The sequence below is a fragment of the Staphylococcus sp. HL28 genome (genome assembly GCF_021117155.1).
Taxonomy (GTDB): Bacteria; Bacillota; Bacilli; order Staphylococcales; family Staphylococcaceae; genus Staphylococcus; species Staphylococcus warneri.
Genome location: NZ_CP088218.1, coordinates 498073 through 520635, shown reverse-complemented (window position 1 = coordinate 520635; position 22563 = coordinate 498073). Strand labels below are relative to the sequence as shown.

Sequence of the window (22563 nt, the reverse complement as noted above, 5' to 3'; positions counted from 1 at the left end):
TATCTTTTTACTAACTATATACTACTTTAGAGTATTATAACACTTTTAATTCATTCATTTTTCTAATCATCTGTTATTCATAAAATAAATCCTTTAACTCGCTAAAACATTTAAAAACCTGCTATAATAAATTACACAAAATTAACAACGACACAACATTAAATAATAAAGGATTAGAATCATGAAAAAGAAACCATTCATCATCACTGTTTTAATGATGATTGCCATAATCATTGCTGTGATCATTACGAAACATTTTTGGGCATATAATAAAAATGAAACTTTACTCACTCAATCTTCTCAAAATTATATTGATACCATTGTAAAGTCAGATATGAAATCTGGCGATATACCTGGTGCTTCGGTATTAATCGTAAAGGATAATAAAGTCTTTTTAAATAAAGGATACGGTTATGCAAATGTCGAGAAGAAAATTAAAGCAAAGCCTTCAACACGATATGAAATTGCATCAAATACCAAAGCATTTACCGGATATGCCATTTTAGAATTAGCTAAAAATGGCAAACTTAGTCTTAATGATCATGTATCTAAATATATTCCAGGCTTTTATATGAAATACGATGGTAAAAAACAAGACATCACGATTAAACAATTGCTTGGTCAAAAAAGTGGTATCCCTTCAGATATTACAAGTGAGGATCAAACCGAGGTATATGGCGACTCTATTAAAAATTTAGTTCAAAGTATCAGAGGGAAGGAACTCAATCATAAGCCTGGAGACACATTTGAATATTCCAATATGAATTACGATATATTAGGCCTCATTATTCAGAATGTATCTAAAGAATCTTATAACACGTATATAAAAGATCATATTTTAGAGCCGCTACATATGGAACACACAACATTTAAAAAGACAAACTCTAAAAATAAACACGAAGCCGTTGGTTATGAACAATCAAGTGGAACGATTAAAAAAAGTGCACCTTCATTCAATATTGGCGATACACCTTCAGCCTTTTTAATGTCTAACACAAAGGATTTAGAACATTGGGTTAAAATGCAATTAGAACCATCATCTAAAACAAAAGATATTGTTAAAGACTCTCAAAAAACAATAAATGAATCACAAGGTGAAGATGATGCCAATGGATATGCTGCTGGATGGTTTACTAATTCGCACGCAGATTATGTATACCATACCGGTACACTTGATAACTATTCATCAGTTATATTGCTCAATCCTAAAAAATCATATGGTATCGTCGTATTAGCAAATATGAATTCTAATAAAGTAACACAACTTGCTGACCATTTGAATGCACAAGTCATGAACCACAAACACTATACAACCATTGAGACAAAAATAGATCAAGCTCACAATATGAACGTCATCATCTCTATCATATCCATGATTGGCGTTATTATAAGTCTCTACTTTATCTTACGTCGCTTATTTGCCATCAAACACGGCAAATACATGGTACAAAGAAGCAAAGCTTCACTATATGCCTTTATTTTAGTCATGGTAGTATTCGTTTTAATAAGTGTTGCGATTTATTTATTACCGTACTTTGTCTTAGGCAATAATAGTTGGTCGTTTGTAATGACATGGTTACCTGCACACGCTAAGTGGGCTCTATTTAGCTTTTATAGTTGTATCATCTTAATTACTATATTACTTGTAATCATCATTTTAAGTCAGAAACGCACACATCATTCTAACTAACGTTTACGTTTAAAAAATGAACAGTTAAGAATAAGTAACCAAAACGATGTTCTAAGTTTGTTATATTAGACTAAAATTGTATGTAATGATTGATTTCATACCTTTAAAACAAAGATATTTCATATGAAAAGGAAGTCAATGATGGCCAAACGAATTTCTCTATTATTAATCACTGTTTTATGTTTATCAGGATGTGATTATTCAAAATCTGATAATCGTACAGGATTGTTTTATAATACATTTGTACAACCTATGGATCGGTTATTACATTTATTTGGCCGATTGTTTAATGATAACTACGGTTTAGCTATTATAGCTATTGTCTTAATAGTGCGTTTTATTTTATTACCATTTATGCTTATTCAAGTAAAAAATATGCATATCATGCGTGAGAAAACGAAGGTCGTTCAACCACAAATTGATAAAATTAGAGAGAAGATAAAAGAAGCAGATTCTCAGGAGGAACGAAACGCAGCAAATCAACTATTGATGAAGAAATATAAGCAATATGGCATCAATCCATTTAAAAATATCATCGGTTGTTTACCTGTCATTATACAAATCCCTATTCTTATGGGATTATATATGAGCTTAAAATATCCAAGTAGTGATGGTATTACTAAATATCCACACTTTTTATGGTTTAATTTAACTGAACCGAATATTATGATGACGCTAATAGCAGCAATCATGTATTTGATTCAACCTTTAGTGAATTCAATTCATTATCCTAAAAATGAACGTAAAACATATTATGTCATGATGATTTTATCACCGATCTTCATTACTTATGCATCTTTACATTCTGCTTCAGCTTTAGGTCTTTATTGGTCGGTAAGTGCCGCATTTCTAATCATCCAAATGCATTTTGCACATCGTCACTATGCTAAGATTGGCCGTTCAGAAGCCAAACAACTAAGACAATCACTAGAGCAACATAAAGCACAACGTTAAAACTCATTCATAGTAAAAAGCACGACTTAAACCATTAGGCTAAGTCGTGCTTTTTCATATACGCTATTTAATTGGGTTCATACCATCTTTCCAAGTTGAGTAAATTAATTTACCACCTTGTGCTTTGAATTTATCGTTAGTAATACCACGTTCAAATGGTTGTGCAGGTTGAATGTTAATCTCTGGATCAACATTTAATTGCTGTTTATACCATTCTGCAAAATCAGATCCTTTAACAGGCTCGTCATCTGCCACGTTATAAATACCATTATCAAAGTTTAAAGCTTGAATTGACGTTTCAACTGCATCATCTAGATGTACAAATGAAGTAACACCATCAGATAATGTAACATTACCATCTACGAATTGATTGTATATCATACCATCTTTACCATACCAAGTACCAGGTCCGTATAACCAACCAAATCTTAATACAACATATTCATCCATACGAGATGTTTCTTCCTCAAGTCCAATAACACCATCAACTGTTACTTTACGGTCACCACTTGATTCTATATCTAATGGTGTTTCTTCTGTAGCAAGACCTTCCCCTGCTTCGTACATAAAGCCAATACTTTGTGCGATGACTTTTTTAACATTGTATTTTTGAGCTGCATCGATTAAGTTTTTAGAACCTTCGACACGAACTTTAGTATTTGCTGCCATATCTACATTTTTTAAATCTGTAATTTGATTAATAATAATCTCTGGTTGGAAATCCGCAATTGCTGATTCAATCGTATCGTATTTCAAAATATCTCCGACATAGGCTTTTACATTTGCTGATTCTAATTTATTTTTGCCATTTTCAGATGTTGTAAAGCCAGCTACATCGTGACCTTCTTCTAATAATCTTTTTGTTAATTTCGTACCGATTAAACCAGTCGCACCAGTTACAAATATTTTACTCATAGTCTCACCTTTTCTCTATTTATATAGGGGGATTTAATTACTTGCTAGACGAGTGTACAAAATCTATCGTATTCATCCAAATAATATGCCCAAGTAATTCTGAAAATCTTTCTTCTTTAGGTAAATCTTCTACTTTAGGTGTTAATGATAATTTAGGCAGTAAGTATTCATGAAAGGCTATATTTACTAACACACCAAAAACACTTCCTCTAAATACTTTTACTTGAGGACATTTCTCTGCGATAAGTGCATACCCTAATGCATTCGCTACTGAAAATCCATAATGAACACCCATTATTGTAAGCGGAATCTCGTTACCGTTATAATGATAACTTGCATGTTTAACATTATCTGGTAAACCTAACTGATTAAGCATCGTCATTGGTGGTGGCTCTTCATCACGTTCTGGGGTTCTAGGTGGTAATAATGCTTCCCAGCCCATTTTAACAGCGCCTCCTAAGAAGCCACCAACCAGACCAGTCATAATCACTTTCTTGTATGATATAGACATACGAACATCTCCTTAAACTTATCTTTCCTTTTATCATTACCCTTTCATATTTACTTAAGACATATTTTTCAAATCCTTTTTGAGCATTTTCATGTCTTTGAGCAATTTACCATTGTCATAAATAGGATGTGCATATTGGCTAATAAAGAAATTTTTTCTAATATCATAGTCTTCAAAGCCTAATCGATAATAAAAGTTGAGCGTACTTTCAGTGTCACTAGTACCAACATACATTGTCATGTTGTGATATTTATTAAATAACCATGTCATTAGGTAAGTACCCTGTCCTTTTCTGCGATATAAAGGATGAACAGCAATGTTTTTCAGCTCTAACTCTGTATCAGATAATTTTTCTACTGCTGCAATAGCTAGCGTTTGGGATTGGTGCTGATCACTAAGTAAATAGACCTGACATTGATTAATGTATTGTTCTATTGCCTGTTTTTCAGGATCTGCTAATAATAGTAAATTCATATATTTGTTAACAGCCTTATTTTCTATTTCATAAACAATCATATTACTCACCTCAATTTTAAGATTGTTAAGCTCTTTTTTTCAGTAAAAAAGCTTATAAGCAAATCATAAATTGATTACAAGCTTAAGAATAGGTATCTAATTTTATTGTGCACCTAATTGTTGTTCTTTAGCATGAATCATATTGGCTACAAAATGATTCACTGGTGCATCGATATGGTGTTCCATTCCCAAACGAGCAACAGCACCATTAATATAGTCAATTTCAGTTTTACGATGATTGTTAATTAAATCTTGGTACATAGAAGGATAATGTGGGCCTACTTTATCATTTAAGTCGATAAGATATTCAAACACTTCATCTAGGTTTAAATGCACATCATCAATCGTTGCTACATGCACAATTTCCTGGGTAATTTTATAAATAAGATTTTTAGCATCATCGCTTTGATTTAACGTTGCTAAATTACATTCTAAAATCGTACATAGTGCATTGGCTGTCCCATTCACACAAATTTTCTTCCATATAGATTGATGTAAATCATCACTTAATACACCATTTAGCTCTGCCTGATTCAAAATGTCTACGATTGTTTTAACATTATCAGTACCCTCTGTAACCAATGCACCTACTTCAACTGGCCCACTACCCATTAGATGCGTATAACCTGGACTTTCGATGCCTGCTGTCCAAGTTGTTACACCTCTCACAATTTGTGGTAATTGGACATATTGCTCAATCAAACGCTCATGTTTGAGCCCATTCATCGTACATACAACGATGGTTGAGTGGTTAATATGTGGTTGTATATAATCCAATACCTCTTTAAGTTGCATTGATTTTGGAAATAAAAATACAACATCATATAGTACATCTTCAGGTATGTCTCTTGAATCATACATTGGTATTTCTAAGTGACATTGTTCACCATTAATATCTATATGTAAACCATTCGTTTGAATAGCCTTAACATGTGATTCCCAACTGTCTATTAGCGTTACATCATATCCATTTTGGAATAATTTAGCACCAAATCCACTTCCTAATGCACCTGAACCTGCAATAGCTATCTTCATTCCAATCCCTCATTCCTCGGTAAAGTTACCTTTAAAATACTATTTAAGACTAATATCGTCAATGAACATAACTTAATTTTCATAATTTTCTAACATTAAAAGTAAAGTTATTTATAAAAAAAGTTGGGACATAAATATATATTTCAAGTTACATTGATATTTAGGCAGTCGTTGACTGTAAAGTCATTCTTTTTCTTATAGAAATGAGAATGACTTACACATGCGTATTGACTCATGTGTTCAAATTAAGCTTTAGAGGTATGCATGAAGTAAAGTTCATGCATAAAACCGTCTAAGTAATCAATTACAAAGACGGTCTAATGTATCAAGCTTTTTCTCTTTCTAGTCAACCTTGCCGGGGGGACGGGCCCCCAAACATAGAGCATTTCGAAAAGAAAATCTACAGACAATGCAAATTGGGGATGGACAACGATAAAGAAATACTAATTTCTAAATAATAAATGATTAGTGGTTCTTTATTATTTCTGTCCCACTCCCTCTTACTTATAATTATAAATTTCTTGCTTTCTTTGGAACTAATAATAAAATGGCGAAGAATGCAATGATGGCAATGACTGCGTTTAAGATTACACCCATAAAACCACCCAACTCCATATTCATTTGGGATGCAAATACGCCATATATCGTTCCAGAAATAGCAACACCAAATGCATTTCCTAAAGATGATGCCATTTTATAAACACCTGAAGCAACGCCTACTTTTTCGTCAGGTGCCTGTGCTACAGCTGTATCCGTAGATGGTGTAGCATAGATACCTAGGCCAGTACCAAATAATAAATAACCGATGACACTTGACGTAATATACCAAGGTTCTGGCAAAAACGTTAATGACAGTAATACTAGACCAAGTGCAGTAATTCCGCTACCCATTAATAACGGACGTTTAGGACCAAGTACTTGTAGTATTTTTTCACCTACACGAATCATAATTAATACTGCTATCAAATAAGTTAATGAAATCATACCTGTTTGTGATTCATTAAAATCTAATTGCTGTTGGTAGTATGTATTAACAACAATGAGTGTCCCACCTGCAACACCATTCAACATAAAGTTAGAAACTGTTGCACCACTATATCCTTTATTTGAAAATAAACTAAAATCTACTAAAGGATATTTAATCTTATTTTCATACATAATAAAGCCGATAAGTGAAACAATGAATACCACAATTAAACTTAAAATAATGGGTGAGAATAATCCTAGTTTAGATGTTTGCGTAATAATCACGTTGATACTTAACATACAAATAATCAAGATCATTAAGCCAACAATATCGAATTTCTTTTTCTCACCATTTTCAGTAATAACTGGTTCAGCTTTTGTTTCAGGTGTATGTTTAATTAAATACATTGATAATAATGTTAATACAATAGATACGATGAAGATGGTTCTCCAACCAAAGTGCGTTGACATTAATCCACCAAAGAGTGTACAAATACCACTACCGCCCCATGATCCAATTGACCAGTAGCTTAACGCTCTTTGTCTTGCTGTACCAATATAATATTGGTTAATAATAGCTAGTGTTGCTGGCATAATACATGCAGCAGACAACCCTTGAAATATTCTTCCTGCAATTAGAAATGGTGTTAATGGCGTGATAATAATTAACAAAGAACCAATAATATTTAAAATTAATCCAATATACGTGACTTTCACACGACCAAATTTGTCCGCAAAGTCACCGGCACCCACAATAAATAAGCCTGACATTAAAGCTGTAAGACTTACTGCTATGTTAATCGTACCGATATCACTTTTATATGTAGATTGCAAAGGGACAACTAGATTCACAAGTGATTGTGCGAATAGCCAAAAGGTAATCACACCTAAAATGATTCCAAGAAGAAGCCTATTATCTCCTTCAAATTCTCTTGAAGCTTTGTTCATAAAATATCAATTCCTCCTACAAAAAACACTTTCCTACTCTTACTTACTTGGTTTTAAATCGACTTAATGCTATGACCTTTGATTTAATAACAATCTCTTTCCTTCTATTTGTCTAAATTAGTAATCATTATTTTTAAATCGATTTAATATGTCTTTACCTTTACCCTTTAATTTCTTTCAATATTTAGAATATTTGTATATATAAATCTATATTTTACACCAATTACTTTTATTTTTCCATAACGTCTTGAAGTATACAATTGATAGTATTATCGTTAATGTAGGTAAGCGTTTTCGTTTTGATGATACGAGGATTTGTTAAATTGATAACGATGATTCCTATTAATTATTTTGAAAATTGTCACTGAAATGACGAATTCAATATACAAATTAATATGAAATGTATTGTATAATCACTTGTGAATTACTTCACAAAAGATTCGTTTGAAATTTGCAATTTAAACTTTATTTATTTTTTTGAAACCAAATAACAAGTCAGTCGCTTTTTTTGTTTTAAATGAGTAAGTGAGTCGTATTTTTGACAAATCCAAACGTTCTTACCAAATCATTTTATACAAATAGAACAGGAGGAATGTATGTTATGGCTAACTCACCTTCTCAAAGTGAACGAGTTCAACATACATCTGGAAGAGTGTATCATTTCTTCCAACAGGCTTTAACACTTGCAGTTATTTTATTTATTTCCAAGATCATTGAAGCAATCATGCCTATCCCAATGCCCGCTTCAGTAATCGGTTTAGTTTTATTATTTATAGCTTTATGTACTGGCATTGTTAAATTGGAACAGGTAGAATCCGTAGGAACTGCTTTAACGAATAACATCAGTTTCTTATTCGTTCCAGCTGGGATTTCAGTTATCAATTCATTACCAATTTTAAGTAAAAGTCCGATATTGATTATCTTACTTATTATTATTTCAACTATTTTCTTATTAGTATGTACTGGTTATGCATCTCAATTACTTGTGACTAAATCTCTATTCCCAAGTAAAGAGAAAAATGAAGAAACTAGTCGTATAGGAGGTTAATCATGGCGGACTATTTAGGTATTAATACACCCTATTTCGGTATCTTATTATCATTAATCCCATTTGTTATAGCTACATATTTCTATAAAAAGACAAATGGCTTTTTCTTACTTGCACCTTTATTTGTAAGTATGGTTGTAGGTATTGCTTTCTTAAAATTAACAGGTATAACCTATCAAAGTTATAAAATCGGTGGCGACATCATATACTTCTTCTTAGAGCCAGCGACAATCAGTTTTGCTATACCTTTATATAAAAAACGTGATGTATTAAAAAAATATTGGCTACAAATATTTGGTGGTATCGCATTAGGTACAGTTGTAGCTTTAATATTAATTTACTTAGTTGCTTCATTATTCCAATTTGGCAATCAAATTGTTGCATCAATGTTACCTCAAGCTGCTACAACAGCGATTGCCTTACCAGTATCTGAAGGTATCGGTGGTGTAAAAGAGTTAACATCATTAGCTGTTATTCTTAATGCTGTTGTTATCTCTGCGCTTGGTACTAAGATTGTACAATGGTTTAAGATTACCAATCCAATTGCACGTGGTTTAGCGTTGGGCTCTAGTGGTCATACACTAGGTGTTGCAGCCGCAAAAGATTTAGGTGAAACTGAAGAATCAATGGGTAGTATTGCCGTTGTTATCGTTGGTGTCATCGTCGTCGCAATTGTCCCAATATTAGCACCTATTTTATTAGGTTAAATCATTCAGAATAAGATAAGAGGTCTGAACAAAAATTATAGTTCAGACCTCTTTTTTATATTTTATTTAATTTGTTGTGGTTGATGTTCAAATTTCTTTTTACTTTTACGTGTAGGATCTAATCGTTTTTCTAAAAATCTTAATCCTAAATCAATTAAAATGGCTATTAATGCAATAGGTATTGCCCCTGCAAGTATGAAAGTCGTACCGTCTGTTGAGTTGGTACCTCGGATGATAATATCACCCAATGTTGGCGCTCCGATAAATGAACCAATTGCCACAATTCCAATTGCCACAACGAGTGCAATACGAATACCACCAATGATGACTGAAAGAGATAGTGGTAATTCAATCATACGTAAAACTTGGTTTCTCGTCATACCCATGCCTTTACCAGCATCTTTAATATTCTCATCTACATCTACAATGCCCGTGTACGTATTCTTAATAATTGGTAATAATGAATATAAGAATACGGTAACAACTACAGTAGTTGGACCAAGGCCCATCGCTAACATTAAAATGGCCAACATAGCAATGGCTGGAACAGTTTGAATGATATTAGCGATCGTGATGATTGGCCATGCTAATTTTTTATATCGTGCAATGACAATGCCAATCGGTATCCCAATGATACATGCAAAGAGCACACCATATACTGACATAAGTAAATGTTTAAAGAATAATTCCATTAGGTAGCCAAAGTTTAATGAGTAATATTCAATGATAGATTGGAATAAATTACCTTTCATGATTATTGACCACCTTTCTTACTATTTTTGTCGTTTTCGAAATAATTATGTTTTTTCAAGTATTCTTCAGCGATGATAGCTGGTTCTTTACCTTTACCATCTGCTTCGTAATTTAATTTCTGCATTTCTTTTGTTGACACTTTACCTTCTAATTTTTTCAAGGCTGTATCAATTTTCGGATTATCTTTAATCACTTTTTCAGTCGCTAATGGACTACCATCATACGGTGGGAAGAATTTACGATCGTCTTTTAAGATTTTTAAATCATAAGCTGCAATACGACCATCGGTAGAATATCCTACAGCAACATCTAATTTTTTGTTTTTCAGTGCATCATAAACTAATCCGATTTGCATTGGTCGTGCACTGGCAAATTTGAATCCATAATCTTTAACAAATGCTGGATAGCCATCGCCTGCTCTATTCATCCATTGCGTATCCATACCTAAACGTAATTCGTCTTTATGTTTTTCTAAGTCTGATACTTTTTCTAAGTGATATTTCTTAGCCGTTTCTTTTGTCACCATAAACGCATACGTATTCGCAAAGCCTAGTGAATTATAAAATTTTTGATCATATTTTTTCTTAAATCGTTTTTGTGATTCTGCCATGGCTTTTTTAGGATCTTTCGTCGGTTTGGCATCCAATACACTTGTTAATTCGGTACCTGTGTATCTTACCGCAGACATATTGACGTCACCGCGTTGCAATGCGTTATGTTGAATAATACTAGAACCTAAGTTACCTATAATTGTAGGTTTAATTTTGCCTTTAGTTTCATGTTCAATCATTAATTTTTCCATATTAGCTATGATTTTAGTTTCACTCGTCTCAGTTGTAGTAATTTTCACATCATTCTTTGAATTGCCGTCCCCTAAACCTGGCAAACTACACCCAGATAATACTAAGAGGGACAACGCAATAAGAATCACTGTATATTTGATATGTTTCTTCATATTGATAAAATCCTCCCTTTTCTTATCTAGATACTTTTAAACCTTTAGGTACTGCCCATTTTTCAACTAATGATAGTAAAAAGTCGACAATGAGCGCTAGTAACGTAACTAATATTGCCGCACTAATAATCATTGGTGGTTGATATAAATTCAATCCGTTAAATACTAAATCACCAAGACCACCTGCACCGACATAACTCGCTAATGTAGCCCAACTAATGACATATACACTAGAGAGACGTATACCACTAATAATCATTGGTAATGCTAATGGCATTTGAACATCTTTCATTAATTGAAATTGTGTCATCCCCATACTTTGTCCAGCTTGTATTACATTTTTATCAATGTTTTTCACGCCGAGTACTGTATTATTTAATATTGGTAATAAAACATAGATAAATAACGCCACAATCGCTGGTGTCTTCCCTACGCCAAAGATAGGTATCATAATGGCTAATACTGCTAATGTTGGAATAGTTTGTAAAACACCCGCAATGGTTAAAACCACATTGGCTGTTTTCGTTGTTCTAGACAATAAAATACCTACCGGAACAGCTACGACGATTGCAATCAGTAAAGCAATGATAGAAATATAGAAATGTTCAATCGTCTTAGATACGAGCTGACTTCCATATTCATTCAAGAATGCTTTCATTATCGCTCATCTCCCGTTTCATGCTTATTCGCCTCTTCTGTAACACTAGCATCATCTTGTTGATGAGCTTGATGTTCTGAGTTTGCCATATCATCTTTAACATATTCGTCAGAAGGTTGGGTTAGTTGTGTGTCGCTTGCTTCACCCCAAATGGAGTCATAAACGATATCAACTAAGTTAGCACGTGTAATCAAGCCAATGAGGATATTGTCGTCATCAACAACTGGAATATTTCTAACATTACGTTTTAAAATCGTACGTACTGAGTCTTGTAATTTCGAATCGATATGTACTTTATAAATATCACGTTGCATCGTATCAATCAGTTCTTTTCTTGCACGGAGTCCTTGATTGATATCTTCTATGTCTAAAAATCCTAGTAATTTGTGATGGTTGTTCACAACAAATATAGTATCTACACGTTTCTCTCTCATGATATTGACCGCATCGTTAAGTGAATCATCTGCGTTTACTGTGATTGGTTTAATCATTGCGTCTTCAACCGTTTTCATATTTGGTCTATCTTGAATCAATCGATTTTGACCAATAAAGTCTATTACAAAATCATTGGCAGGATTTCTTAAAATATTGTCAGGTGTATCGAATTGTACGACTTTACCTTTCGACATTATACAAATTTTATCTGCCAATTTAATGGCTTCATCCATATCATGTGTAACAAAAATAAATGTTTTACCTAATTTTTGTTGAAGCTCTTTCACTAAATCTTGCAATGTATCTCGTGTAATTGGATCAAGCGCACCAAATGGTTCATCCATTAAGATGATGTCTTGTTCAGCAGCAAGGGCTCTTACTACCCCTATACGTTGTTGTTGACCACCAGATAGTTCAGCAGGATAACGGTCTAAATATTCTACGGGTAGGTCTACAAGTTTAATGAGTTCTTCCGCCTTTTGGTCTTTCTTTTCTTTAGACCATTTTAGTAATTTCGGTACAAGTACAATGTTTTCTCTAATAGTCATGTGAGGCATCAAACCAATTTGCTGAATGACATAACCAATACTTCTTCTTAATTCAACAGGGTTCATATTACGTACATCTTTGCCGTTCATTTGAATTTGGCCATCAGTTGCTTCAATCATTCGGTTAATCATTCTTAACGCAGTGGTTTTACCGCTACCACTTGTCCCAATAAAGGCGATAAATTCACCTGATTCAATATCAAGCGTTAAATTATCTACTGCCTTTTTATTCCCAGAGTAAATCTTGGTTAAATTTTTAATGCTTAACATGATTGTTTTCCCCTTCCATATTGTAAAAATGACGAATTAATGCGATGACAATTAAAAAGACCAACAGAGCAGTTGTTAACAAAATAAAATATTAGTTGAACAAGAGCACGAAGGCCTTTACGTTAAAAATTTGTATCTTCGATAAAATGCGAATCACATTTCATTAATGTTGTGCTCCCAACAATTAATGCTAATTTAATTGCACGCATATTCGACAACGATATAAATATATACCCTATATAATTTTAGTAAACCTATTGCATTTTTACAAAATTTAACTATTCACCCTTAATATTTTTATAAAGTACTATTTACATTTGATTAATTATATAAAAGGATAAATATGCTTAGTATTTTGCAAGTTTATGAATTATGAAAATTATTTTAAGAAATATTGACAATACATTGAATTATACTTTTATGTTACACATTTATAATTTTTTATTTCCTATTTGTGCTATGTTGAGCTTGTAATCAAAATATATACAAAGAAGGGTTTTATATGAGTCAAGAAAGCAAAGTAGCAGTTGTAACAGGTGGTGCACAAGGCATTGGGTATCAAATCGTTAAACGTTTATTTGATGATGGATTCAAAGTTGCCATTGTGGATTTCAACGGAGAAGGCGCAATTCAAGCGGCACAATCTTTAACACAAGATGACTCAAAGGTTTTAGCCATTAAAGCTAATGTGGCCAATCGTGATGATGTATTTAGTGCTTTAAATCAAACAGTTGAACATTTTGGTGATTTCCATGTTTTAGTGAGCAATGCTGGTTTAGGACCAATGACACCGATTGATTCTATTACTCCTGAAGACTTTGACAAAGTATATGGCGTCAATGTCAAAGGTGTTTTATGGGGTATTCAAGCTGCACATGCACAATTCAAACAATTAGGTCATGGCGGAAAAATTATTAATGCTACGTCTCAAGCTGGTGTAGAAGGTAATGCAGGCTTATCACTTTATAGTAGTAGTAAATTTGCTGTGCGAGGTTTAACTCAAGTTGCTGCACGTGATTTAGCACATGAATCTATTACGGTAAATGCATTTGCGCCTGGTATTGTTCAAACACCAATGATGGAAGGTATCGCTAAGAAAACTGCTGAAGAAGCTGGACAACCTGAATCTTGGGGTTGGAAACAATTTACAGATCAAATCGCATTGGGTAAACTTTCACAACCTGAAGATGTATCAAATGTCGTTAGTTTCTTAGCTGGCAAAGATTCAAATTATATTACTGGCCAAACGATTATTGTTGATGGTGGTATGAGATTCCATTAATCCTCTTTATTAAATGCTTAAACACTCATAAAAATAAGGAGAGGGACAGAAATAATATTTTCTTAAAATTTATTTCTGTCCCTCTCCCTCTTGCTATTTATCATGCATACCTTTTCCTTCTAAAATGTGATTAATATATTTGTCGACTCTTTTTTGTCTAGTATCTGCACGTTTGGCCTCACCAATATGATGCAAGTATTGACGTTGTCTTCCAGGTGTTAATTGATCGAACGCTTCTTTTAATTCTGGCATCGCATCGAATTGTTGTTGTAATTCCTCTGGCACTTCAAAATCTTCTGTTTTCTTTAATTCAACTTGTTTACCGGACTTTTCAATGCCAATAGCTTGTGTCACATAATCAATAATTTCTTCTTTACGTGATTGAATTTCCTCTAAAGTGGTAAATCGTAGCTGTCTTGCGGCTTGTACATTTTTAGTTTGTCTAATTAAAGTATTTTTAGAATCTTCTATAAGTGCACCTTTAAAGAATAAAAGTGCTACATACGTTTTAAAACCATGAATAAGAACCACATTTTTATTATTAATCGTATAACAAGGGTGCATCCATTTATAATCCTCGTCCAACTCGTCAAAATCCACTATGAGTTCTCTTAAATAATTATATTCTTCTTTCCATTGGCTATCTTTTTTTAAAAATTTTTCTACTTCCAAATTGTTATTTTTCTCTACCATGTAATTGCCCTACTTTCTACTGATTCTGCCGTTTCTCCACTATTATAAACTATAATATTAAAAAAACTAATTTTATACATTTAAATAAAAATTACAATATACACATTTGACTAATATTTTAACTAGCGTATAATAATGGCGTAGTATTTTCAGAATATAAAAGAATGAGGAGTCAATATGGCAAATAAAAATGAAACAGAATCGAATAACAGTAAGATTAATCTGCCCCAGTTAGTGTTACTCGGATTAGGGTCATTAATTGGTTCAGGCTGGTTATTTGGTGCTTGGGAAGCATCGTCAATTGCAGGACCAGCAGCTATCATTTCTTGGATTATTGGATTCGTCGTTATAGGAACCATCGCCTATAACTACATTGAAATTGGAACTATGTTCCCACAATCTGGTGGTATGAGTAACTATGCTCAATATACACATGGTTCATTACTCGGTTTCATAGCCGCTTGGGCAAACTGGGTATCACTCGTAACAATTATACCTATTGAAGCAGTTTCAGCTGTTCAATATATGAGTTCTTGGCCTTGGGATTGGGCTAAACCGATGGGTAGTTTAATGAAAGATGGTTCAATCAGTACAACAGGTTTAATCGCCGTTTATGCTATTATTATTATCTTCTCTTTATTAAATTACTGGTCAGTTAAATTATTAACTTCATTTACAAGTTTAATTTCATTCTTCAAACTTGGTGTTCCATTATTAACAATTATTATGTTAATGATCTCTGGCTTTGATACAGGAAATTATGGTCACTCAGTAGGTACATTCATGCCTTACGGTAGTGCACCAATATTCGCAGCAACAACAATGTCAGGTATTATTTTCTCATTTAATGCATTCCAAACAATCATTAATATGGGATCAGAAATTAAAAGCCCTGAAAAGAACATTGCGCGTGGTATTGCTATTTCACTTACAATTAGTGCTGTGCTTTATATCGTGTTACAAAGTACATTCATCACTTCTATGCCACAGTCAATGATTCATGAACATGGTTGGAGCGGTATTAACTTCAACTCACCATTTGCTGACATGGCCATTTTATTAGGTTTAAATTGGCTAGCTATTTTACTTTATATTGAAGCCGTAGTGTCACCATTTGGTACAGGTGTATCATTTGTTGCTGTAACTGGTCGTGTATTACGCGCCATGGAAAAAAATGGGCACATCCCTAAATTCTTAGGTAAAATGAATGAAAAATATAAAATCCCACGTGTTGCAATTGTGTTTAACGCAATCATCAGCATGGTGATGGTTACACTATTCCGTGACTGGGGTACGTTAGCGGCAGTTATCTCAACTGCAACATTAGTTGCTTATTTAACTGGTCCAACGACAGTTATTGCATTACGTAAAATGGGACCTAAGATGACACGTCCATTTAGAGCTAGAATTTTAAAATTCATGGCACCATTATCATTCGTTCTTGCGTCACTAGCTATTTATTGGGCAATGTGGCCAACAACAGCAGAAGTTATATTAATCATCATTTTAGGTTTACCAATTTACTTCTTCTATGAATATAAAATGAATTGGAAAAACACTAAAAAACAAATCGGCGGAAGCTTATGGATTATTGTTTATCTCGTCGTACTTTCATTCCTATCATTTATTGGTAGTAAAGAATTCAAAGGTTTAAACTGGATATATTATCCATGGGATTTCTTAGTTATCATCATCGTTGCCCTTATTTTCTATCAATTAGGTGCAATTAGTTCATTCGAAAGCGTCTACTTCAGACGTGCTAAGAAAATGAATAGTAACATGGGTGATAAACTTAAGAAACGTAAACGTCGTGAGAAACGCGAAAAAATCGCTGAAAAACGTCAAGAACAACAAGATAAAGAAGAAAAACGCCAAAACAAAGAAGATTAAACTCATAAATCAAATTAAAACTGCTAACGATTGTAAACATCGTTAGCAGTTTTTTATACATATAGCTGACTTGAATCATTTATTATATAGTGTTATTGAAGATGACTTTGAAAGGACGATTGACTATGATGGTTAACGTAACTATAAATAACCGTATCGTTAAAGGTATTTATGATAATGAAAATGATATTGACGCATTCCTTGGAATTCGCTATGCCGATCTCAAACATGGTCGCTTTAAACATTCTGAATTAATTACATCATTGCCTGAATCTATAGACGCAACCTTTTTCAATAACATTCCGCCACAACCGTATAACCAACTTGAAGATTTTTTCTCAAGTGATGTTTCCTTCCATTTCAATCATTTTACACAAGACGAAGACTGTTTATATTTAAATATATGGCGACGTCATCACTCTCAAAATAAAACTCGACCTGTCATCATCTATTTTTACGGTGGCGGATTTGTCAATGGTCACGGTAGCGCTGAACTATATCAACCTCAATCTGTCGTCGAACAAGAAGATGTGATTGTCGTCACATTTAACTATCGATTAGGTGCTTGGGGATTTTTAGATTGGTCCTTTTTTAAACCAAATTATGATTGTAACAATGGTCTTTCTGATCAAATCAATGCGATCAAGTGGGTACACCAACATATTAAAGATTTCGGTGGAGATCCTAATAACATTACATTAATGGGGCAATCTGCAGGGAGTATGAGTATCATGGCTGTGATGCAATTACCAGAGACAGAATCCTATTTCCATAAAGTCATGTTATTAAGCGGTACATTGCGCTTAGACAGTCGAAAGATAGGCTATGAAAAAGCACAAAATTTTAGTGAAATCATAGCGGAAAACTATCCTAACTCAACCATAGATTCATTAACTACAGAAAATATCATGAATATCATGAATTTAGACCAAACAACTCGTGGCCAGTCCAAAGGTTTAGAATTAATTTACGCACCTATTCAAACATCATCAATGACAATGAATAATCCTAATTTCTCAAAGCCGATATTTGTTTCTTATACGCAAAATGAAGGTGACATTTATATAAAAAATGAATCTCGAAAGTTATCAACTAATCGCTTTGTTAAGGCTATGACTTTTAATGGTGTAGAAATAGAAGTCAGTAATGCCATTAGTGCGCAACAACAATCTACATGTATTACTGACTATATTTTTCAACAACCCGCACATGACTTTTTGAAAAGTATCAGTCATAATCCCAACAGATGGCTAGCTTCCTTTCAATGGCACGAACCAAATAGTACTTATTATCACTCTGCTTATCATATATTAGATATAGTCTTTTGGTTCGGTCATTTGGACGTTTTAAAAGCTAATGGCTTAGATGTCACGACTCACGAACGTGAATTAAGTATGAAAATGATTCACAACCTTGCATACTTTGCAAGATTTAGTAAAATGCCGTGGCTGCCATATCAAGTGGGTCATACAACGCCACATATTTATGACTAAAATGGGAGTGGGACATAAATATATTTCAAGTTACATTCATAATTAGGCATTAGTTGACTGTAAAGTCATTCTTTTTCTTATAGAAATTAGTATTTCTTATGCATGCGTTTCACTCATGTATTCCTATTTTAAAGTACACATTAGCTGTGGCTAATGCGTAAGAACTACTACATAATAAATGATTAGTGGTTCTTTATTATTTCCGTCCCACTCCCTTTTCATTATGCTTCTTTTTTAGCAAAGTGAATATTCTTTAATGTAAGGGTAACGACTAATCCTAGAAATCCAATCAAGGCACTTGTGTAAGTCACGGCGTGTACGGATAGATGTGATACGACTAAACCACCGATTATGCCACCCATTCCGATACCTGCGTTTAAGCTAGACATATTCCAACTCATCACCTGGCTTGTATCTCCTTCAACATGTTCTATGAGACCACTCTGCACTGCAGGATTCGTACTCCATTGCATAATATTCCAAACAAATAATCCGATTAATAGCATGACAGTACCTGATAATATGAAATTTAAGACAAGCATCATAACGATAAATATCGTAATAGAGATGATTAACCAACGCTTACTTGTCCATTTATCTGCAAAGATACCTCCCAATGATGTACCTATCACACCGGCAACACCATTAATTAGTAATGCCAGTGATACAAATGACATTTCATGACCATTTGATAAAATCAGTGGGTTAATATATACAAATGTGACTGAGTTCGCTACTAAAATTAAAAATGTAATTATAATAAATTTTGCTACTTCAGCTGGACGTAACACTTTAGATATAACCTGATTAGAATGGTCAGCGTCTGTATGATTCGCATGACTCAATTCATGTTCTTTAGGTAAATACAACATCATAAGTATACCTACAATGACACTAACAGCAACAATAAATATAAAAGTAAAACGCCAACCTACCCAATCACCTATTAATGTTCCAATAGGTACACCAAATACATTGGCACCACTAAATCCTGAATAGACAACACCAATCATCTTACCTCGATTTTTAGGTGAAGTTAACATTGCAGTCAACGCAAGTACTTTAACAATAATGAGTGATGCTGCTGCAGATGACAAAATACGTCCTATCACTAAAATAGTGAAATTAGGCGCTATTGCTATAATTAAATTCCCTATAATAAAAGTCACTAATGTCCAAAGTAACACCGATTTAGCTTTAAAACGCTGCGTCACTTTAACCAGAATCGGTCCACAAATGGCAAATGTTAAAGCGTATAACGTAACAAGTTGGCCAATGATGGCTTCAGATACATGTAAATCTTGGCTCATTAAATTCATAATACCTGCTACCATCATCTCGACCATACCAACGATAAACACACTAAATATGAAAGTAACAATACGCATCATCGACATTTTTCATATCCCCCTTTCATAAATTTTTCAATGTTTATAGCATAAAAAAACAGCTACAAACCCATTTAACTAAGATAAGTAACTGTTTCATTATATAATATTTTTTCATTATTTTGTTTGTCAGGAAATCAAAAGTTTAAAACTTTTCTTCATTTATCACGTGATTAATAAACTCAAGTGCAATCATAATAACAATTGCTCCAAAGACACCACCATTTACAAAATATGAATTATGTAAGAGGGTCTCCATCCCAAAATCAACATTTAAAATATTTTCGATTAATACCATAATAAATCTAAATATGTTGTATATAAATAATATTAACAATATAAATGATAGTATATATCCTATGACTTTCATTTCTGACCCCCTTTACTATAATTGATTTTGGTATCCTTCTTTTCCTTTCTTTCTACAACAAAATATAATAATGTGGCACACGTCGAACCACCTAAGATTGTGCTTGGATATTCTAAAATCATATTTAAGAAAGCTATATGATAGTAAATTGCTAAACTACGCAAAGTAAATAGAAATAATACAGCAATGATAAAAAAGCAGGACATTTTAAAGACTAATTTCATCAAATCATCTCCTTAATTCATATCTAACTTTATTTTATTTAGTCATCATAAATCAGTATTTATTTATAGTTTAAATTTTCCTTAAATCTTAAAAAGATAATAGTTTAACTATTTAAAAAAGATTAAAATGAATTCAAGAGGTGTAAAAAATGAGTGGTCAAATTTTGATTATTGAAGATGATAAAGATATACAAGAATTAATTAAATTATCTTTAACAACTAAAGGACTAACATCCATAGACACGGCAGATGATATAAATGAGGGTAAGCGTCTTATTAACCAAAATCATTATAGTGTCATACTATTAGATTTAAACTTAAAATCGGAAGATGGTTACGAATTAATGAAATTTGTTGACCTATCACAAACATCAGTTATAGTTGTGACAGCTAAAGAAGAAAATTTGGAATTATACAGAGGATTTGAAAAAGGCGTTGTAGATTATATTAAAAAACCTTTCGATCCCATGGAACTGTACTATAGAGTATCTCTTCATTTAAAAGACGACTCAAATGATTTATATCAACTTGGAAATCTAAAGGTCAATTTTAAAAGTGGTGACGTTATTGTTAATAATAAACCTGTTTCACTTACGGCTAGAGAACTAGATTTACTAATCTTTTTTATTAATAACAAAAATCAAATTCTATCCAAAGAACAAATTTATTCAAAAGTGTGGGGCTATGAAACATTCGTTGATGATAATACATTAATGGTTCACATTAGAACATTGCGACGTAAAATTGAAGAAAATCCTAATCAACCAGAATTTATCAAAACAATGCGTGGCAAAGGTTACATATTCAAGGGTGAGAATCATGAATAGACGTTTTTTACTAAAATTCTTCAAATATTTAGCTATATACTTATCTTTAACAATCATCATTGCAATGATTTCAATTGCAATATTCATCTCTATTTCTCTTAAACACTTTTATACTAGCTTAAACACAATTGAACCTGATTTTTTTAATTTAGATGAGCCAATAGATAAACCGTCACACTATATCAAGGACTTAGCTAAAAAAGACAATGCCACTATATATTACACGGATAAAAATGGTCATATTTTATATCCAAATAAGTTAAAGCATAAAAATATTAAACCCATTATCTTAAAAAATATTAACTATGCTAATGCTGTTCCAACTTATAAAGATGAAAGAACCTATTTCGTTTTTATTTATAAGAATCATAGTAATGCAAATATAGCAAATAAGAATCAAATCCAATCACGCAAACTACTTCAAAGTGTAACAACCCATGATTATAATAAATATGATTATAACTATCATAATAATAAAATAAGTTTTCGATTAAACCATAATAAACGCCCTATTCTAAATAAGGATCAAATCAATGATGATCCAACAGATCATTTTAATGAGATACCAGTGCTACTATGTACTACTTTATTAATAGATGTCTTTTTAGCACTCATTACATCTTATTTAGTTTCGAAGCGTTTAACTAAACCATTAAGTTATTATATTGACTGGATTAGTAATTTGTCTCACGAAAAATTGCACCAACCAACAACTAAAGAGAATATCAAAAAATATAGTAAAACTTTCCCAGAATTACACACATCTCTTACTACGTTAAACCAACAATTATTGCAAAATAAAATCTATCAAAACCAGATTCATTATTATAAATCAAAATGGATTTCTCAAATATCTCATGATTTAAAATCTCCATTGACATCAATTTATGGTTATTCCAAAATTATTGAGGTCAATCAATCAAACCAGAAATATTTAGCGCTTATATCTGAAAAAGCTAAGTATATGGAAGAATTAATACAAACATTAAACAAAGACTTTGATAATGAAACAAATCAAATGAAGAATGATAAAGAGAGTTTTCCAATTCAAAGTACTGTAGAAAAATTTGTACAAACGATTGGTTATGAAAACATTGAATTAGCATTCCTATTTGATTATGACGAATCATTTTATGGTAATAAATTATACTTTGAAAGAACTTTGATTAATCTTATCGAAAATAGCATTGAACATAATAATCGCAATCCAAAAATAGATATCTTATTTGATAAGATTGAAAATACGCTTTTAATCGACTATAAAGATGATGGTAAAGGCATTTCAAATATTAATGATGATATATTCAAACCAGGTTATAGTACAAAAGAAACTCAAACGGGAAATCATGGTTTGGGATTAACTATAGTTAGAGAAGCTGTTGAATATCATAATGGAACACTTCATGTTATTCCTTCTCAAAATGGTGTACATTTTAAAATCAAATTTATTTCAACAATATAAAAAATAGCCAATCAATGAAAAGTCC

General features: G+C 32.5%; 21 protein-coding genes. 9 read left to right on the top strand and 12 right to left on the bottom strand.

Annotated elements, in window-relative coordinates; all coding sequences use genetic code 11:
- The first annotated feature begins 181 nt into the window (after nt 1-181).
- Both LPC11_RS02345 and yidC read left to right on the top strand, forming a co-directional pair.
- The gene (locus LPC11_RS02345) at nt 182-1690 is read left to right on the top strand and encodes a serine hydrolase FLP (RefSeq protein WP_023373960.1); all 1509 of its coding nucleotides are present in this window, start codon (nt 182-184) and stop codon (nt 1688-1690) included.
- 141 nt (nt 1691-1831) lie between these two features.
- Nucleotides 1832-2644, top strand: a complete 813-nt coding sequence (gene yidC, locus LPC11_RS02340) for a membrane protein insertase YidC (RefSeq protein ID WP_023373962.1) — start codon at nt 1832-1834, stop codon at nt 2642-2644.
- 63 nt (nt 2645-2707) lie between these two features.
- On the opposite strand, the gene LPC11_RS02335 is transcribed toward yidC, so the two are convergent.
- The 5 genes from LPC11_RS02335 to LPC11_RS02315 form a co-directional block, all read right to left on the bottom strand.
- Nucleotides 2708-3559 carry an NAD-dependent epimerase/dehydratase family protein gene (locus tag LPC11_RS02335; RefSeq protein WP_023373964.1) on the bottom strand — a complete coding sequence of 284 codons (852 nt, stop codon included), beginning with the start codon at nt 3557-3559 and terminating at the stop codon, nt 2708-2710.
- A gap of 37 nt (nt 3560-3596) precedes the next feature.
- A complete protein-coding gene (locus LPC11_RS02330; RefSeq protein ID WP_231307331.1) occupies nt 3597-4070 on the bottom strand; it encodes a DUF1440 domain-containing protein in 474 nt (157 codons plus the stop codon).
- A gap of 54 nt (nt 4071-4124) precedes the next feature.
- A complete protein-coding gene (locus LPC11_RS02325) occupies nt 4125-4586 on the bottom strand; it encodes a GNAT family N-acetyltransferase (RefSeq protein ID WP_023373968.1) in 462 nt (153 codons plus the stop codon).
- Between the two features lie 102 nt (nt 4587-4688).
- Nucleotides 4689-5621, bottom strand: coding sequence for a 2-dehydropantoate 2-reductase (locus tag LPC11_RS02320; protein ID WP_023373970.1), 933 nt, complete (start codon nt 5619-5621; stop codon nt 4689-4691).
- 510 nt (nt 5622-6131) lie between these two features.
- On the bottom strand, nt 6132-7535 hold the full coding sequence (locus LPC11_RS02315) for an MFS transporter (protein WP_023373972.1): 1404 nt from the start codon (nt 7533-7535) through the stop codon (nt 6132-6134).
- A gap of 601 nt (nt 7536-8136) precedes the next feature.
- Here LPC11_RS02315 and lrgA point away from each other — a divergent pair.
- Together lrgA and lrgB are read left to right on the top strand one after the other, a co-directional pair.
- Complete coding sequence (gene lrgA, locus LPC11_RS02310; protein WP_002450376.1) at nt 8137-8583, top strand: antiholin-like murein hydrolase modulator LrgA; 447 nt, start codon at nt 8137-8139, stop codon at nt 8581-8583.
- Between the two features lie 2 nt (nt 8584-8585).
- Nucleotides 8586-9290, top strand: a complete 705-nt coding sequence (gene lrgB / locus LPC11_RS02305; protein WP_023373974.1) for an antiholin-like protein LrgB — start codon at nt 8586-8588, stop codon at nt 9288-9290.
- A gap of 62 nt (nt 9291-9352) precedes the next feature.
- On the opposite strand, the gene LPC11_RS02300 is transcribed toward lrgB, so the two are convergent.
- The 4 genes from LPC11_RS02300 to LPC11_RS02285 are packed head-to-tail and all read right to left on the bottom strand — an operon-like array spanning nt 9353 to nt 12909.
- The gene (locus LPC11_RS02300; protein WP_023373976.1) at nt 9353-10042 is read right to left on the bottom strand and encodes an ABC transporter permease; all 690 of its coding nucleotides are present in this window, start codon (nt 10040-10042) and stop codon (nt 9353-9355) included.
- Nucleotides 10043-10044: 2 nt separating this feature from the next.
- Complete coding sequence (locus LPC11_RS02295; RefSeq protein WP_023373978.1) at nt 10045-10998, bottom strand: osmoprotectant ABC transporter substrate-binding protein; 954 nt, start codon at nt 10996-10998, stop codon at nt 10045-10047.
- Nucleotides 10999-11020: 22 nt separating this feature from the next.
- Nucleotides 11021-11656, bottom strand: a complete 636-nt coding sequence (locus LPC11_RS02290) for an ABC transporter permease (protein ID WP_015364713.1) — start codon at nt 11654-11656, stop codon at nt 11021-11023.
- On the bottom strand, nt 11656-12909 hold the full coding sequence (locus tag LPC11_RS02285) for a betaine/proline/choline family ABC transporter ATP-binding protein (RefSeq protein WP_023373980.1): 1254 nt from the start codon (nt 12907-12909) through the stop codon (nt 11656-11658). The genes LPC11_RS02290 and LPC11_RS02285 overlap by 1 nt, the downstream gene beginning before the upstream one ends.
- A 502-nt stretch (nt 12910-13411) precedes the next feature.
- Here LPC11_RS02285 and LPC11_RS02280 point away from each other — a divergent pair.
- Nucleotides 13412-14191 carry a (S)-acetoin forming diacetyl reductase gene (locus LPC11_RS02280; RefSeq protein WP_023373982.1) on the top strand — a complete coding sequence of 260 codons (780 nt, stop codon included), beginning with the start codon at nt 13412-13414 and terminating at the stop codon, nt 14189-14191.
- Nucleotides 14192-14284: 93 nt separating this feature from the next.
- Here the strand turns inward: LPC11_RS02280 and LPC11_RS02275 are convergent, their stop codons facing one another.
- Nucleotides 14285-14884 (bottom strand): YdeI/OmpD-associated family protein, encoded by a 600-nt coding sequence (locus tag LPC11_RS02275; protein ID WP_023373984.1) that lies wholly within the window; start codon nt 14882-14884, stop codon nt 14285-14287.
- A 177-nt stretch (nt 14885-15061) separates the two neighbouring features.
- Here LPC11_RS02275 and LPC11_RS02270 point away from each other — a divergent pair, with 177 nt between their 5' ends.
- Nucleotides 15062-16774, top strand: coding sequence for an APC family permease (locus tag LPC11_RS02270; RefSeq protein WP_023373986.1), 1713 nt, complete (start codon nt 15062-15064; stop codon nt 16772-16774).
- Nucleotides 16775-16902: 128 nt separating this feature from the next.
- Nucleotides 16903-18267, top strand: a complete 1365-nt coding sequence (locus tag LPC11_RS02265; protein ID WP_041614051.1) for a carboxylesterase family protein — start codon at nt 16903-16905, stop codon at nt 18265-18267.
- Between the two features lie 221 nt (nt 18268-18488).
- Here the strand turns inward: LPC11_RS02265 and LPC11_RS02260 are convergent, their stop codons facing one another.
- Nucleotides 18489-19664, bottom strand: coding sequence for an MFS transporter (locus tag LPC11_RS02260; RefSeq protein ID WP_023373990.1), 1176 nt, complete (start codon nt 19662-19664; stop codon nt 18489-18491).
- 136 nt (nt 19665-19800) lie between these two features.
- Complete coding sequence (locus tag LPC11_RS02255; protein WP_107566318.1) at nt 19801-20025, bottom strand: hypothetical protein; 225 nt, start codon at nt 20023-20025, stop codon at nt 19801-19803.
- 373 nt (nt 20026-20398) lie between these two features.
- On the opposite strand from LPC11_RS02255, the gene LPC11_RS02250 reads away from it, so the two are divergent.
- Entirely contained in the window at nt 20399-21076 is a 678-nt protein-coding gene (locus tag LPC11_RS02250; protein ID WP_023373996.1) for a response regulator transcription factor, read from the top strand.
- Entirely contained in the window at nt 21069-22538 is a 1470-nt protein-coding gene (locus tag LPC11_RS02245; protein ID WP_023373998.1) for a HAMP domain-containing sensor histidine kinase, read from the top strand. Before LPC11_RS02250 ends, LPC11_RS02245 begins: the two co-directional genes overlap by 8 nt.
- Nucleotides 22539-22563: the final 25 nt, after the last annotated feature.

What these genes read in the sequence shown, in the direction of transcription:
- LPC11_RS02260 (WP_023373990.1), bottom strand. Translation starts at nt 19,664, where the DNA reads ATGTCGATGATGCGTATTGTTACTTTCATATTTAGTGTGTTTATCGTT.
- LPC11_RS02265 (WP_041614051.1), top strand. Translation starts at nt 16,903, where the DNA reads ATGGTTAACGTAACTATAAATAACCGTATCGTTAAAGGTATTTATGAT.
- LPC11_RS02255 (WP_107566318.1), bottom strand. Translation starts at nt 20,025, where the DNA reads ATGAAAGTCATAGGATATATACTATCATTTATATTGTTAATATTATTT.
- yidC (WP_023373962.1), top strand. Translation starts at nt 1,832, where the DNA reads ATGGCCAAACGAATTTCTCTATTATTAATCACTGTTTTATGTTTATCA.
- LPC11_RS02330 (WP_231307331.1), bottom strand. Translation starts at nt 4,070, where the DNA reads ATGTCTATATCATACAAGAAAGTGATTATGACTGGTCTGGTTGGTGGC.
- LPC11_RS02290 (WP_015364713.1), bottom strand. Translation starts at nt 11,656, where the DNA reads ATGAAAGCATTCTTGAATGAATATGGAAGTCAGCTCGTATCTAAGACG.
- LPC11_RS02325 (WP_023373968.1), bottom strand. Translation starts at nt 4,586, where the DNA reads ATGATTGTTTATGAAATAGAAAATAAGGCTGTTAACAAATATATGAAT.
- LPC11_RS02295 (WP_023373978.1), bottom strand. Translation starts at nt 10,998, where the DNA reads ATGAAGAAACATATCAAATATACAGTGATTCTTATTGCGTTGTCCCTC.
- lrgA (WP_002450376.1), top strand. Translation starts at nt 8,137, where the DNA reads ATGGCTAACTCACCTTCTCAAAGTGAACGAGTTCAACATACATCTGGA.
- LPC11_RS02270 (WP_023373986.1), top strand. Translation starts at nt 15,062, where the DNA reads ATGGCAAATAAAAATGAAACAGAATCGAATAACAGTAAGATTAATCTG.
- LPC11_RS02250 (WP_023373996.1), top strand. Translation starts at nt 20,399, where the DNA reads ATGAGTGGTCAAATTTTGATTATTGAAGATGATAAAGATATACAAGAA.
- LPC11_RS02275 (WP_023373984.1), bottom strand. Translation starts at nt 14,884, where the DNA reads ATGGTAGAGAAAAATAACAATTTGGAAGTAGAAAAATTTTTAAAAAAA.
- LPC11_RS02345 (WP_023373960.1), top strand. Translation starts at nt 182, where the DNA reads ATGAAAAAGAAACCATTCATCATCACTGTTTTAATGATGATTGCCATA.
- LPC11_RS02315 (WP_023373972.1), bottom strand. Translation starts at nt 7,535, where the DNA reads ATGAACAAAGCTTCAAGAGAATTTGAAGGAGATAATAGGCTTCTTCTT.
- LPC11_RS02300 (WP_023373976.1), bottom strand. Translation starts at nt 10,042, where the DNA reads ATGAAAGGTAATTTATTCCAATCTATCATTGAATATTACTCATTAAAC.
- LPC11_RS02320 (WP_023373970.1), bottom strand. Translation starts at nt 5,621, where the DNA reads ATGAAGATAGCTATTGCAGGTTCAGGTGCATTAGGAAGTGGATTTGGT.
- LPC11_RS02285 (WP_023373980.1), bottom strand. Translation starts at nt 12,909, where the DNA reads ATGTTAAGCATTAAAAATTTAACCAAGATTTACTCTGGGAATAAAAAG.
- lrgB (WP_023373974.1), top strand. Translation starts at nt 8,586, where the DNA reads ATGGCGGACTATTTAGGTATTAATACACCCTATTTCGGTATCTTATTA.
- LPC11_RS02245 (WP_023373998.1), top strand. Translation starts at nt 21,069, where the DNA reads ATGAATAGACGTTTTTTACTAAAATTCTTCAAATATTTAGCTATATAC.
- LPC11_RS02335 (WP_023373964.1), bottom strand. Translation starts at nt 3,559, where the DNA reads ATGAGTAAAATATTTGTAACTGGTGCGACTGGTTTAATCGGTACGAAA.
- LPC11_RS02280 (WP_023373982.1), top strand. Translation starts at nt 13,412, where the DNA reads ATGAGTCAAGAAAGCAAAGTAGCAGTTGTAACAGGTGGTGCACAAGGC.